The sequence below is a fragment of the Photobacterium japonica genome (assembly GCF_050337005.1).
Lineage (GTDB): Bacteria > Pseudomonadota > Gammaproteobacteria > Enterobacterales > Vibrionaceae > Photobacterium > Photobacterium japonica.
Map to the genome: position 1 here is coordinate 1 of NZ_JAKJSN010000083.1, position 13,698 is coordinate 13,698.

17 protein-coding genes and 1 other RNA gene are annotated in these 13,698 nt (G+C 46.9%); 3 read left to right on the plus strand and 15 right to left on the minus strand.

Annotation, left to right across the window (positions count from 1 at the left end; translation table 11 throughout):
* From L4C36_RS22030 to L4C36_RS22090, 13 genes are all read right to left on the minus strand, one after another.
* Positions 1-910: sce7725 family protein (locus L4C36_RS22030; RefSeq protein WP_428479932.1), on the minus strand; the 910-nt coding region annotated here is incomplete at its 3' end.
* Complete coding sequence (locus L4C36_RS22035; RefSeq protein ID WP_428479933.1) at positions 876-1,763, minus strand: sce7726 family protein; 888 nt, start codon at positions 1,761-1,763, stop codon at positions 876-878. The genes L4C36_RS22035 and L4C36_RS22030, both read right to left, overlap by 35 nt.
* A gap of 239 nt (positions 1,764-2,002) precedes the next feature.
* Positions 2,003-2,644 (minus strand): gp16 family protein, encoded by a 642-nt coding sequence (locus L4C36_RS22040; protein ID WP_428479934.1) that lies wholly within the window; start codon positions 2,642-2,644, stop codon positions 2,003-2,005.
* Between the two features lie 81 nt (positions 2,645-2,725).
* An RNA gene (locus L4C36_RS22045) (hammerhead ribozyme type II) lies at positions 2,726-2,797 on the minus strand.
* The gene (locus L4C36_RS22050; protein WP_428479935.1) at positions 2,798-2,986 is read right to left on the minus strand and encodes a hypothetical protein; all 189 of its coding nucleotides are present in this window, start codon (positions 2,984-2,986) and stop codon (positions 2,798-2,800) included.
* Between the two features lie 8 nt (positions 2,987-2,994).
* Positions 2,995-3,627, minus strand: a complete 633-nt coding sequence (locus tag L4C36_RS22055; RefSeq protein WP_428479936.1) for a DUF3164 family protein — start codon at positions 3,625-3,627, stop codon at positions 2,995-2,997.
* 25 nt (positions 3,628-3,652) lie between these two features.
* Positions 3,653-4,063: a hypothetical protein gene (locus L4C36_RS22060; RefSeq protein ID WP_428479937.1), complete on the minus strand. Its 411-nt coding sequence runs from the start codon at positions 4,061-4,063 to the stop codon at positions 3,653-3,655.
* Positions 4,064-4,065: 2 nt separating this feature from the next.
* Positions 4,066-4,308 (minus strand): hypothetical protein, encoded by a 243-nt coding sequence (locus L4C36_RS22065; RefSeq protein ID WP_428479938.1) that lies wholly within the window; start codon positions 4,306-4,308, stop codon positions 4,066-4,068.
* Positions 4,305-4,829: a helix-turn-helix domain-containing protein gene (locus L4C36_RS22070; RefSeq protein WP_428479939.1), complete on the minus strand. Its 525-nt coding sequence runs from the start codon at positions 4,827-4,829 to the stop codon at positions 4,305-4,307. Before L4C36_RS22070 ends, L4C36_RS22065 begins: the two co-directional genes overlap by 4 nt.
* Positions 4,826-5,347, minus strand: a complete 522-nt coding sequence (locus L4C36_RS22075) for a hypothetical protein (protein ID WP_428479940.1) — start codon at positions 5,345-5,347, stop codon at positions 4,826-4,828. The genes L4C36_RS22070 and L4C36_RS22075 overlap by 4 nt, the downstream gene beginning before the upstream one ends.
* 12 nt (positions 5,348-5,359) lie before the next feature.
* Positions 5,360-6,073 carry an AAA family ATPase gene (locus L4C36_RS22080; protein WP_428479941.1) on the minus strand — a complete coding sequence of 238 codons (714 nt, stop codon included), beginning with the start codon at positions 6,071-6,073 and terminating at the stop codon, positions 5,360-5,362.
* A 54-nt stretch (positions 6,074-6,127) separates the two neighbouring features.
* Entirely contained in the window at positions 6,128-8,356 is a 2,229-nt protein-coding gene (locus L4C36_RS22085) for a DNA-binding protein (RefSeq protein ID WP_428479942.1), read from the minus strand.
* On the minus strand, positions 8,346-8,573 hold the full coding sequence (locus L4C36_RS22090; protein WP_428479943.1) for a helix-turn-helix domain-containing protein: 228 nt from the start codon (positions 8,571-8,573) through the stop codon (positions 8,346-8,348). Before L4C36_RS22090 ends, L4C36_RS22085 begins: the two co-directional genes overlap by 11 nt.
* A gap of 233 nt (positions 8,574-8,806) precedes the next feature.
* Between L4C36_RS22090 and L4C36_RS22095 the strand changes: the two genes are divergently transcribed.
* Positions 8,807-9,631: a S24 family peptidase gene (locus tag L4C36_RS22095; protein ID WP_428479944.1), complete on the plus strand. Its 825-nt coding sequence runs from the start codon at positions 8,807-8,809 to the stop codon at positions 9,629-9,631.
* Positions 9,632-10,134: 503 nt separating this feature from the next.
* On the opposite strand, the gene L4C36_RS22100 is transcribed toward L4C36_RS22095, so the two are convergent.
* The gene (locus L4C36_RS22100; RefSeq protein WP_428479945.1) at positions 10,135-10,824 is read right to left on the minus strand and encodes a hypothetical protein; all 690 of its coding nucleotides are present in this window, start codon (positions 10,822-10,824) and stop codon (positions 10,135-10,137) included.
* 770 nt (positions 10,825-11,594) lie between these two features.
* Between L4C36_RS22100 and L4C36_RS22105 the strand changes: the two genes are divergently transcribed.
* Together L4C36_RS22105 and L4C36_RS22110 are read left to right on the plus strand one after the other, a co-directional pair.
* Positions 11,595-12,137: a GNAT family N-acetyltransferase gene (locus tag L4C36_RS22105; RefSeq protein ID WP_428479948.1), complete on the plus strand. Its 543-nt coding sequence runs from the start codon at positions 11,595-11,597 to the stop codon at positions 12,135-12,137.
* Between the two features lie 25 nt (positions 12,138-12,162).
* Positions 12,163-13,347, plus strand: coding sequence for a MerR family transcriptional regulator (locus tag L4C36_RS22110; protein WP_428479946.1), 1,185 nt, complete (start codon positions 12,163-12,165; stop codon positions 13,345-13,347).
* 33 nt (positions 13,348-13,380) lie between these two features.
* On the opposite strand, the gene L4C36_RS22115 is transcribed toward L4C36_RS22110, so the two are convergent.
* On the minus strand, positions 13,381-13,698 hold a 318-nt coding region (locus tag L4C36_RS22115; protein WP_428479947.1), incomplete at its 5' end, for an ISAs1 family transposase.

Below are 13,698 nucleotides of genomic sequence, written 5' to 3' on the forward strand. Positions count from 1 at the left end.
AAGTCTCAATATGGTGCATTATAGAGTTTTCTTTAACTGGGCCTAAGTTTGGAAAATGCCTACGGTTATGCAAATCTACAAATGCTTGAAAACCATGAGTAGATTGATCTAATGCAGCATTTTGATTTGCAAAAACAATTAATTGACCTAAAGCCTCTAAAAATTTTCCAGCCGTGTTACTTGTTGTTCCACCACTAACAGTTGATACACAATGCCTAATAAGCATATTGTCATTATTATTTGGTTCAATATATGTAATATGGATTGCAACAGCACGAGCAGGACCGCCATTTTCAGAAAAAGATTCTCCCACTATTTGATAGTCACCAAAACCAATAGCATTTGGAGTGTACCTATAAGTAATATGAGCATCTGAAAAAACATAGGGCTGAATTGGATAATCAGCATTTCTACTTTGAGCACTGAAGGAGTCTGTTATCTTCACTAACTGAGGCATTTGAGATTGAAATTGATGACTCGTGTTTGATGATGCTCTAATGGTATTAACCAACGCTCTTGATGTGATAGCCGAAACATCAACAGTCGGTTCATCTTTAAAGTAAGTAGCAAAATCTTGTCCATCACTCATAAATTGATTAGCTAACTGGCTAGCTGTAGGTACATTATCAAGACTAAAAGCTATACATGGCAGAAAAGTAAGATTTTCATCTTCTAATTCAGAAAACAAATGAGCACTATTATTGTCAATCAACTCACCAACCAGTGGGTTAATGATAACTAATGGCGATATGTTATGAGCGTTTAAATCTCTGATTGTAATGAATAAATTATTGCAATTAGCCTTCACTGGCTCAATAATCGGCCTGATTTTTTCAGGATTTAAACTAGCAACTATCTTTCGAAGAGCTGACAACTCATGACGCTTGCCTCTCATAAACGGGAAGTACATTTTCATCTCCTAAACCAATTGATTTATTATGCATCAGTGAGAATAAAAGACTATCTTTCTCATTTCTATTAAATTGATAGCTTATTCCGATGTTTTTTAATGATTTAGGCAAAGAATTAATAAAAACGTGATCGTTGCGACGAAATTTTTTGAGACTTGCCTTGAAAAGAAAATTAGCTTCCTGCTCTGAAAGAGATAAGTAAGCTTGCTTACAGTAAGCATAAACTTTTGTATTCGGCATATCTGGAATTTCGCCTCGTACTTGTTCCGCAATGAAGGTGTACTCTGGCTTACGCAAGGTATCGAACGTAATATCGAAATCAAAATCTTCACTCACTGGAGCTTCAAGAATCGTCTTAAGTTGGTTTCTTTTCGTTAGTTCAAGAATACCAAACTTAGGTATCATTTCATAAATGTTCCGGACATGCTCTAAATGAGACTTATGCGTTACAACATATGTTTTGTCATAGGCTTTCAAGTAGGAATTAAGCTGGTCTTGAAAACGTACCAATGAATCAAATTCTGTTTTTATTTCATAACAAGTTGAATAGCCATTCACAACTAGGCAGTCAGCTATATTTTGACCTGTTCGAAGTTCACTCATCATGGAAGTGGTATTCATAGAGTGACGGCCAAGAAGGATTTTGTTGGCAATTTCATTTTTGACTACATACTCATTTCTATAGTTTTTAAGCAGCAGCGAATAGGCCAGATTGTAAAAATCAGCCATAGACATCGTTCCAGATAACTCAGGGAATATCTCAGTTACCTCATTGATAATTCCAACGTTTCCAGATACTACTTTTTTGAGCTCAGAACTATGAAATAGTTTTGCTAACGTTCGATACTTCATAATATATTTATAACACTTTTGTGTTGATTTTGCGTTGTATTACTTCTCAGCGTCACGCATCCTAGAGGTAATTCATAGTCATCGCAAGGTCATTTTTGATACATGACTCATGCATTTACAATTTCTTATGAACAAGAATGACACTACCCCACGATACGTCTAGATCACACCACAATAAAAGCCTATAAATCACAGAAGCTTAACCTCCATTATGCAGGGGGGGGAAGCTATCAAATAATTCACTCATCCATCTCCACCTTTCGCAGCTTCTCCATGACCTCATACCCCTCCACCACTGCCTGATACCCTGCTAATCCCGTACCATTGCGATTTAACGGCACACAGTGACCAATCTCTTTCATTCGGGCGGCCAGCTCTCGCTTATGCCAGTTCTTGAGTGATTCCAACACGATGTGAGCCTGACTGGCATCCAGCCACCCTACATGATCTACCCCTTGCTGACTGCCTCGGCTGGTCATTCGGCACACGTACTTATCAAGCCCCGCTTCGGAACTATCACGGACGATGCCATGCCCGGCCATGGTTATCCAAACCGCCCGGATTTTATCAATCTGAGCATGTTTGGCCTTGCCTGACTTGGGGCTTAAACGGCGTTTAAACGGTGTTTTAATCCCTCTACCTATTCGTTTGACATCCATGAATGGATTAATGTCGCGGGAGGCAGGACGCCGGGAGCGACGAAAGCCCTGCATCTCCATCACGGTCAAGACCATCTCTAGCTGGTGAATATTCATTTTGCTACAGCTGGAGTGCTCACCATTGGCAAACAGCAAAGCGCGGTAAGTGTCGTCATCCAAAGCCAGTTCACGCTTGCCTACGTGAATAAGCTGGATGAGTCGGTTGCGGTTATTCATTTCCATATAACTCCCACATTCAGGTTGCACGGATCCCTACGCTTGGGCGTGTATCAACGTTTAAATTTAATTTACAGACTGTTTTAGACTTGGCTGCTCATCAGTACCCAAGCACCACCTTGGGTAGATACCGCCCTCAATGAGAACGGCATTTCGCACTTATTCGCTGGGCGGTGGGATTTTCCCCATCACCCACAACAGGGCATCACTCACGCCTTCGGCATAGCTTTTACCTATCACCTCGGCGTTAATCTCTTCCAGCTGTTGCGCCTTATCCAGTTCATTCAGCACCGCCAACCGTGAATGCGGTGCGACGAACGGCATATTAAGGTGGCTCATCTTTTCCATGTAACCACCTACAATGCGGCTAAGTCGAGGGGGATATTCATCAACTTGCCTTCGCTGTTACGCTCACGGAAATTGAGGTAGGTTTTAGAGCCTGTCACCATGACGGCATCGGCGATGGCTTCCATGGCGTTGACCCAACGCTCGTCGTTAATTTTGTCTTTATGCTTACGCAGTGACAGGATGCGGGCGGTATTGAGGTTACCCTCGCGGTCGACTTCAAACGCGTCGTTGATCAGCACTTTGAGGTAGTCGTTGGCGTTTACGCTCCAATCCTGTACGCATTCATCAATTAGCTGTTTGGCTATCTGCAGTTCAGGGCCGAAGGTGATGCGATCTTGTACGGTGATTTTGATTTGCAGCTGACCGTCATAAGATGAGAATGAAAAGCCGCCTTTTGCACCACCGCGCTTTTTCTTGGTTTCGTACTTTTCTGCCAGCAATTCAAGGAAGGCGTAGCAATCTTCATACACTCCGCGTTTGAAGGTTTTGAGGATGTCTTGTATGCGGTGGGCCTCGGCTACGTGCTTGATGACAAAATCGTTGATTTCGATGTCGTAGTCGTCGACGGTAGTCACGGGCACTAGGCGCTGTTTGCTGTCGAGCATGTAGCCATCTGGCACGGCGGTGGGTTGGGTATTCATGTAACGTCCTTATTACTACTTGGGTTCAGTATCCGATTTTCTGACCACGCAACAACGGTTGATAGCGCTTTGAACAGGCGTCGTCTTTGGCAAACGGTGATACGGTGTCAGACGCTTTGGCCTTCTTGGCTTGTTTCGGTTTAACTTCGCCAACCCCGCGCACATTGGTGCAGTATTGGCAGATATCACGGTGTACTAACCAGCACGGCCGATCCACTTTGCAGCAGTGGCATGTCACGAATAGGCCGTCTTCTTTAATGAGCCGATAGCGGTGGTTACGTTCGCTGCCTTCTCTTGTCACAAAACCATGGGTTTGCAGGTATTTCAGTTGGTAAAGCAAAGCTCGACCGGTTAGCTCAACGATAAGGATTGACAGTTCAGGCCGTGTAAGAGGCCTTTCCCGAAGTGCCAGAACTATGCGCTTTGCTGTGTTCATGGCTACGCCCTCCAAGTCACCAAGCACCCTTCCAGCGAGGCGACATTTAACATCGCCACGTCGTGACCATGGCGGGTGGTGATGGTAAAGCCTTGGCACAGGTTTTCTGGGCGCTCAATCTCGATGACTGGGCGCAGGTTACCAACCCGTGTCGAGCGCACCTGCAAACCACACCGATTCAGGCGGCGAACGGCTTTATTAATTAGATCGGTTCTGGCGTTTAGATTACCGGTTAGGCTTGTCATGATTTGCTTCTCCTTGCGTATTTACTGCTCCATAGCAACTGGTTGTATCGGCTTGCCAGTCGCGAGAGTTCCTTTTCCAGTAGATCGTTAAGTTTCAGGGGATCCCCTTGAGCGCTGCGTCTGATGTAGGCCAGTTGGCTGTCGAGGTTATAAGCTTCGTCAGTCGGGCTGGCTCGCACGTCGATGCGCTGCGCGTTTACCGTTGGCTCTAGGGTTGAATGTGGGCACCCGGAGCGGCAGGCGCGGTGTATTTTGACTCGTTCACGATTGGCTGATGAAAACGGTTTCTTTTGGTGGTCGAGACATTCATCACGGCGAATACACCCTTTCACGGGACATTGCACGGTATAGTCCATGAGCCGCCCTTCAACGCGGGCCTGCAAGGTGTCTGTGTTGCCGGGGTAGATACCGCGTACCACCTGACTCAGCATCGAACTGCTGATGCCAAGATCTCTGGCCAGTTTGTTTTGTGTAACCTCGTCTTTGTTTAATTCAGCCTTTAAGGCCTCCAACCAATTCATGGGCGCTGCTCCTTAATAAAGGGATAGATGGCTCCGCTGTTTTGACAGCGAATGCTTGAGCCCCTAATTTCTGGGTAACGCGGTCCGAGATCGCAATTTAGGCGGAAGATGTCTCCGTCTATCGTTTGTCTGCGACGGATGATCTTCGCTTTTTCTAACGCGCGGATATATTGCCGGGTCGTTCTCTCTCCTGACTGCGCCGTCACCTGCAGATCATACAAGCCAAAGGTTTTCAGCATTCTCATGCTGTTCCATATCCGCTGCCTGACATTCGGTTTGCGGTTTTGCCATGCCCCCCACGTAGGAATGGGGCGTTTGCTGATCACTCGATATTTCATGTGGCTGTACATTTCCATGTCACCGGTTGCTTCAACCCGTTTGTTACTCTCGAACTGCCGTATATATCGCTTGGCGGCTTTCACGTTCATGCCTGTGGCTGCCGCCAATTTGGGTGCTGTAAAGGTGGTTCGGTGGTGAAGCTGACAAATAAACATCCATGCCAACTGTCGGTTCGTCATGCTGAATTCCTATCAAGCAAAGCTTCGGAGGCCATGAAATGGCTGGTCACCCCAATCATCCAAGGTGATCAGTTCAAGATCATTGGCCAGGGCCAAGGCTTCAATTTTGGTCAAACCGATGGTAATACGGCGCATTTCGCCATTGGTACTCTGGCGAAGGTGATCAAGCAATTCAGGCTCAGCTTTGATGCCATCTTCAAGCAGGTAATCTGCCATGATTTGCACATCTTCCAAGTCAGCAGGTTTGAACTCGACCCACTCAGAAATACGGTTATAAAACTGTTTGTGCGCACTGATACGGCGGGCAATTTGATCCATGCCGATAAGAATAACCGGTGTTTCGGTGCCATCGTATAGGTCGCGGATGGTATCGAGCATGCGGGTGTCATTCATCAGGTAATCCGCTTCATCAATGAAGAGTGGACGCTCGTACATGCTCATCTGCTCGATGATGTAGTCGACATTCTTGCTGATCCGGTATTTCGGCTGTGCACCAAGCTCTTCAACAATACGGCTGGTCAAGCTTGAGGTGGTGTCGTGGGCGCGAGCACTGACATAAATACCATTTACTTGGTTGTAGAGGTAGGTCGTGGTGGTGGTTTTACCAAATCCTGACGGCCCATGAACAAGCGCCATACCCGGTACACCGAGGGCGCGCTGGAATAAGGTGCTGAATGCAATTTGGGTTGCAGACACATTTTTGACTGGTGCGATTACGGGTTTCATTGCTATGATCCTTTTGGCTTGAGTCGCAATAAAGTGACTTATCTCTATGGCACGTTATGCTTGCCGGCGACGTGCCATAATTTCCTGAATTGTCCGTTTCCCAATGTGGTTTTTCTTCTTGTAGTCCTCCAAAAATGCGGTTTCTTTCTCTGTTAACTCTCGCTCTAATGACTGCTCAGCCAGATAGCGGGCCTTATCATGGATGTTCCGGTGCAGATGGTTTTTCTGTGTGGTGAGCTGTGTTTCTTTCTCTTCGAGCTGCTTTCTTACCTGCTCCAATTTCAGGAGTTCTGCCTCGCTATAAACTGGTGCTTCTTTGGTTTTCGCTGCTTTCGTTAAACCGTTCAGTGCTGGGTTGACGGTTACTTCTGATGATTGCTTGAAGGCCGCCAGCGTATTTTTGGCTTTGTCTGCCGCCAGCGATTCGGCATATTGGGTGTCGATACCGAATTCGGTTTGCAGCTTCTTGGCACTGCGGCGGAATTCTCCCAGTGCTTTATTTTGCAGCTTGCGCTGCTCGCGGAAGGCAGTAGGGTCAATCGAGCGTCCCACCAAATCAATATTCACAGCTTCAATGAAGCAATCCCAATTATCGACCGGATATAGCGTGGCGCGACCAACGTCGTTAGGGTCGAGAAAAACGCGGACTCGCTTGCGATCCCAATCAGGGTTCATCAGCTCTGGTGCGGTGTATTTGATGTTCTGTGCCGACACTTGGCCACGGATCACGCTAGCATCACCGATGTAGTTCAGTAGATAGTCCAGGCTGTGTTCATCAGCCACCACGTTGGGTCGGTAACCGGATTCGGTATAAACCTGAAATGGTGTTTTTCCATTGAGCCCTTCACGTGCGGTGTGGTTATAGCGGTGCTCTAACCAGTCATTCATCACGGTTTCGAGTTCATCTGGGGTTAAGGCCAATGCTAAAGCTTCTTGCTGTGCTTTCTTCTTGCCTTCACCTATGCGCTGAGCAAACGCTTTTGCCGCTTCAATTTGCTGACGGTCTGAGACGGAGTGGCCGATATAACCCGGCAATAACTCGAACAGCCCTTGGCTTAATGTGCGAAAGAAACGCTCGATATAGGGTTTCTCCCAGCCTGAAAACGGGTTGGCTTTCGATTGGTCGATACCCAGCATGTCAAAGATGGCGGTAACTCGTTTAGAGACGTAGTCAGAGCCGTTATCCGTTCGGGCAATCCCTCCCTCATTGGGTACGCCCCAATCAAGCAGGCATTTGCGCAGCAACAAACAGATCCCTTCCGAGCTAGAAGTCGGCGATAACAGCAATTTGACCCGACGGGTATACACATCAATGGCAGCGATAATGCTATAACGCACCAGCTTACCATTGACCCGCAACTGTACGTCGGTTGGGGTGCTATCAAACTCCCAGCAATCATTGGGGGCTTGTATCCATGGGTACATTTTGCCAAACAGCGGACGGTGCTTGCTGTTGTAGGCATCAGGGTTGGTGAGGTAGGAAAACTTAGCACCATTGTCGGCCATCCATTTAGTTACCCATCGGCCAATCGAAGAGGCACTTGGAATATCCCAGTGTGGGTAGCTCTCGTGCTTTTCTTCTATCATCCGATGCAGTACATGTGGACGCTGCGCCAGATGGGGCTTGCCCGTGATCACGGCCATCAGGTAGTTTTGAAGATCAGGCTGTTGCTCTACCTTCCCCTGACGTTTATTACCGGAATAATTCCCAGCTAACGCTGTCATACCTGATTTATCCAGTAATTCAGCCCAGCGACGACAAGTTCGCCAGCTGATCTGTTTAATCGCACTATATACCCAGCTTTCTATCCCCAACGCCTTCCGGTTGTACTCTTCAATGAATTGACCTTCTCCCACCGTGAGGCGGTTAACATCCACAAATGGCTGCAGGTACATTTCGCGTGCTTTGAGGATCACCAATTTGGCATTGGCTTTGGTTTGCTGCTCGCCAGTCAGGCTGTTAAAAGCCATCAGAGATTGCGCCTTACGCCTTTGCTTACCTTTCGCATCGAGCTTTTCAGCCAGCTTGATGTTCTTTACGGCTAGCGCGCCTTCACTGGCGGCGGCATCGGTCACACACAAATCCTTAATTTCCTGCTTGGCTAAATACGCTTTCGTCTCATCAGGTAAGCTGCTGATGTGGTATTCCGATCCTTTTCCTTTTTGTCTTTTCCTCGATTTCCACCCCTCTTTTTCAGCTCTACGTCTTACAGAAAAAGACGCATTAGGGAGTCCTGGTGCTTCTGATAGTTCTAATGCGGAGTACCATTCTTTACTCATCATTAGCCCCCATTAGTGGCACTGACAGTGTTTTGGATAGATCCATCATGATAGATTGTGATAGGCGTCTTTTAGGAAGACGACGTTGTTCAGGTGCAAAAGTGTTAATGCAATGGAGTACCGTTCTTGGGTTATAACCGTGAGCTATCGCCCAACTTCTCACTGTCCATGCCTTTGATCTTAAAGCACCTTGCAGCTGATAAGCGGTTTCTATTTCCATTTCGTTCCTCCGTGGTAATATCATAACTACGGGCTAGTTTCCCATTACGACAATAAGACGATAGTGCAAACTATATTCCCCATCAAGGACAATAAGACGCACAATTATCGTTTACAAAACCCTCCCACACTTTTGTATGAAACAAATGTAATAAAAGACACACTCGGTGTGTTTTTCTTCGTTTCTTACTTCTCAGGAATACTGGGCTAACACACTGATTTTTGGGGTATAAAATGGAAAAGCACACTCAAAGAGAGAAAAGCACATCAAGTGCTTTTGATAAGGAAGGAATCGCACACTTTTCAACTCGCCTAAAAGAGCTCATTGGGGATGAATCAATCCGCAGTTTTGGTGAAAAGGTGGGGATCACTGACAGTGGTTTAAGAAAATACCTGCCGCCGAATAGTTCTAAACCCACTTTCGACAAGTTAGTGACAATTGCCGATTACAAAGGTGTCCGACTTGAGTGGCTCGCTACAGGCCAGGGGCCAAAGTCTACCGAACCTTTCATAGATCACTTCATACCTAAAAAAGACTCCCCCATTTATAAGAACCTAAAATGGGACAATTTGTTTTCAGTGTGTGCCTATTGCAATGATACGGTTGATCCGGATGAAAATGATGCCAATGAGGCTATTAATGAAGAGTTCGTTTTAGTTCCTGGTTATCAAATCCATGTATCAGCAGGACATGGCACATCAGCTATCGATGCCCCAGTAAAGCGTTACTTGGCCTTCCGACGTAAATACATCCAGCATCGGAAACTAGACCCGAATAAGCTTGCGGTAATATTTGCCAAAGGTGATTCAATGGAACCAACGATTAAAGACAGCGATTCGCTATTGATTGACCTTAACGCCCAAAAGCCTTTGGATGGTAAGATCTTCGTTGTTCGCCTAGGTGATGAGCTTTACGCCAAGCGTATTCAAAAAAGTTTTGATGGTTCACTGCGGTTAATCAGTGACAATAAAGAATATTCACCGATAGAAGTACCAACAAATCAGCTAGACCAGCTTTGTATCATTGGCCGTGTTGTTCAACGTTCAACGGATCTTTGAACACTTCATCGTGTGCTTTTGTCAAACTGGGCGGATTGTCATTTCGCCCGACCTCTTCCCCACAAAAACACACTTTTTGCCATTTATGGTGATGTATCCATTTTAGATCAACCCAAGCCACGATCCCTTTAATCTCAAGGCCTCGCCCACGAGATCCTACTCAATCCCATCTATTCCCATATTTGTCATTCTTAGTGGTCGGTTACATTAGATACGTTTGAGCATTTAGGTGACAGTGTCACGGCTGTTGATTTTTAGAAGTTCGGACTGGTCGCGTTGAAAAGTGCGGGGATACTGGGATCTTGCCAACAGTTTAAGATCAAGTCTATGCGCTGCTGTCTGATGGCCTCAAATGCACCTTTTAGATGGTAAAAAAATGAGATCGCGACCATTGCTAATTAGATTATTGCGCTTTCGAGTGATGCATAAACATTGATTCTTTCATAGCGTCATGATGACGCYATGAAAGGGTTAGGTAGGGGGTACGACATATCGCGCTGTGCTTATTCAAACTCCATCGCGACCATGACTTTTTTCAACGCTGGCTGATAAAACACCATCACCTTATCTGCCAAACTTAAGTATTGGTTATCCCCAAAACAACCTAAAAATACAAATTCTTGCTCGGATTCTTCATCAAAATACGTGATCTCTCGTGTCGTCATGTATTCAAAATCTGGATCAGCACTATCCTCTGTCACTTCATGATAACGGTCTAATTCTGGATTATCACCCATTTCATCATATAAGTATGCATCCCAATTTTGACCTAATGGGGGTTGACCACCTATTTCAAACAGTGGGGCTTTTTTTCCAAACGCTGTCACGTGCTTATGCTGCATGAATAATTCACGCGCTTTTTGATAGTTATCAATATAATCTTCTTCTTCGTCAAATTGGGACTCATCAGCAAATTCATCATCTAATTGCCAGCCCTCTTCTTCACTAACAAAAGAATAGCTCACCGTGCCGTAGTCCCCATAAGGAATGCCTTCAACATTGGGAACTGCARTTAATACTTTTTCATTTACACGACTATCAAATTGATTATACGATAAAAGTCCAATGGGGATTAACCCCTCGCCATCATAGGCAACTAACTCATTGTCTGGAAAGGCAATGTATCCTTCTTCGTTCTGAAATATGGCTCTTTCAGCCACTTTTAGTTTCGTATCTTTAATTAAAAAAGCCATGTTATCCCTATTCTTTATTGTTTGTGTTCTTTATCACGTTAACGGTGAGTACCGAATTTACAAACCATGGTTGTTATAAAATCAGGGGTTCCTCTAAGAATTTACACTCATTAAAACTACTGACAAAAAACACCATTATATAAAGGGTGGCAAATTACAATCGGGATACGCCAATTTTATAAAGACCCTTTAACCAAATGCAGATGACAGGGACACTTTCAACCATGTCGAAAATCAATATGAAAGACTTACTGCGTCAAATTTAAGTGCGCGGGGGGGCGCACGCATCACTGATAAACTGGTATGGTTCTCCTGCCCTTCTCTACTGGTGAGCCCCCATCTCGGTTGTGTGACCGACTCGTAGAACAATTTCCGGCGATCCGTCAGGTGGAAAACGGGACATGGTGGTTGATCAAGACACTATTGTGACCGCAGCAGGGTTCAAAGCAGGGCAATTTGGCTTACCCTGACCATCACGCAGGCTTTTAAACCGGCGCAACTGCTACAATATTTCTCATAAAAGCAAATCCAAATCTCCATTTCTGCCTGGCACGTTACACTGCGTGCCGTTTGAATTACCCACCGCGATAAATACTCCTAAATGGCGTAAGTTCTTTCGTTGGCTAAGTCGGGATAAACTATCCGGTCCTTTCTTTCATTCCATAAATAATCGTTTTATTCTCCCTTGACCTGTCTACGGCTTTACAGTTTATGCTTACGCTATTCTTAAGCAGCACACGAACGATAAAACCATGAACAAGGACACCACCATGCATTACGGCCTGTATTCCCCTGAACAGACCACTGACATTTGCCAGCTTTTTACCCAAACATTTAGTGATTCAGAGGGCGAAGCCGAAGGTAAAGTGATTGGCGAACTCGTCACCGCATTATTTGACACCACGCCAGAGCACGATCGCTTCGTGTTTGTGGCAATGGACGAACAAACGATCGTCGGCAGTATTCTGTTTACCCGTATGACCTTTGACGAGGCACCAAACACCACCGCGTACTTGCTTTCTCCTGTGGCGGTACATACTGCGCATCAAGGTAAAGGCATTGGGCAAGCGTTGATCAATGCCGGTTTAGCGACATTGAAACAACACGGGATCACACTGGCCTTCACCTATGGGGATCCGGATTTTTACAGCAAGGTGGGCTTTGAGCGCATCACAGAGGCACAATACCCGGCACCACAACCACTGAGCTACCCGCACGGCTGGTTGGCGCAATCACTCACCGAAATGCCACTCGCGGCGATTGCAGGGGCGTCTCACTGCGCACCGGCGTTAAATAATCCGGCATACTGGTAAGGCTTTCCCACACAAGGCAACGCACATGTACCGCATCTCACAATTGGCCGACAAACTGGGGATCTCCCGCACCACGCTGCTGTACTACGAAAAGCTGGGGCTCATTAAAGGGCGCCGGTTGGATAATGGGTACCGCAGCTATACCGAGCACGATGTGCAACGGCTGACGTTGCTGCAAAACCTGCAAGCAGGCGGACTGACGTTAAAAGAATGCCAAGCTTGTTTAGAGACGAAAGTGGAACGCCACATGCTGGCCGAGCGTTTACGCCTGTTAGATGAGGAGATCGCCCACAAACAACAGGCGCGCCAGCTTCTCGCCGCCATGTTGGGGGAAAGCAGCCTGACGGACTGGCACCAAACGCTGGAGCAACAGGCACCGGATGCCCACCTCGCGTGGTTAATAAAGCAAGGCTTTGATGAAAAACAGGCCATGCGCCTAAAATGGTTATCGAAAGACATGAATACACACGAACAATACATGGCGGACTTCATGCTCGTCTTTAATGGCTTGGAACGCTGGGGGCCAGGCTCTGCCGCCGATACCCTCGCAGCCCTCAAGCATGTGCCGTATGCGCCTCAGGCGATACTCGAAATCGGCTGTGGCAAAGGCGTGGCGACACACGTGCTTGCGGCACTGGTATTTGCAGAGCACACCACCGCCACCCTCACCGCCGTCGACAATGAAGCCGGAGCCTTAGCCGCGCTGACTAACACCCTCTCGCAATCGGGTCTGGCTGATCGCGTCACCACGGTATGTGCCAACATGGAAGCCCTGCCGTTTTCCCCCGCCAGCTTTGATCTGATCTGGAGCGAAGGCAGTGCCTATATCATGGGCGTCGAAGCGGCATTGCAAGCATGGCGACCGTTGTTGTGTGACAAGGGTATGTTGGTGTTCAGTGATTTGGTCTGGCGAGACCATGCATCACAAACCGATGCACACGCGTTCTGGCAACAAGAATACCCTGACATGACGACCGTGGCGGTACGTTCCGCACAGGCACGCGCCGCAGGCTTTACGGTGCTGGGCAGTTTTGCGCTCAGTGATGCCGCTTGGCAAGCGTATTACGGCCCGTTGAAAGCACGGATCGAGGCATTACACGCAGCGTTGAGGGGGTCAAAAGCCAATGAAGATATACAGAAAGAGTTAGCGGCCTTCGAGGCGCGCGATGGGGCATTTGATTATCAGATGTTTATTTTGCAAGCCACCTAATAGGGGTTAGGGGCAGGGCGTCCGCATGAGCGCTTAATTTTTAGCCATTGACGTCAATCCGGCCACAAGGACTTGCTCCAAGAAGGCAGGTTTCATCATGCAGCGTTTCTGTTTCATCGGTACGCTAATCTTGGTTGGTTCAGCTCTGAGCATGTTAAGTGCCATGTGCCTTAACCCCGCCAAGTTTTCAGCTGCGTTTTCTCGGTAAATCTGGCAAGCATCTTCCCGCATACTGACATCTAAAATCCAATGCATGGACTCAATGCCCCAGTGGGCTCGGATAGCCTCTCCTGCCTGCTCTGGGGTCAGGCTAGCTGAACTGATGTAGTAACGGTACTCCAACTCTGGCTC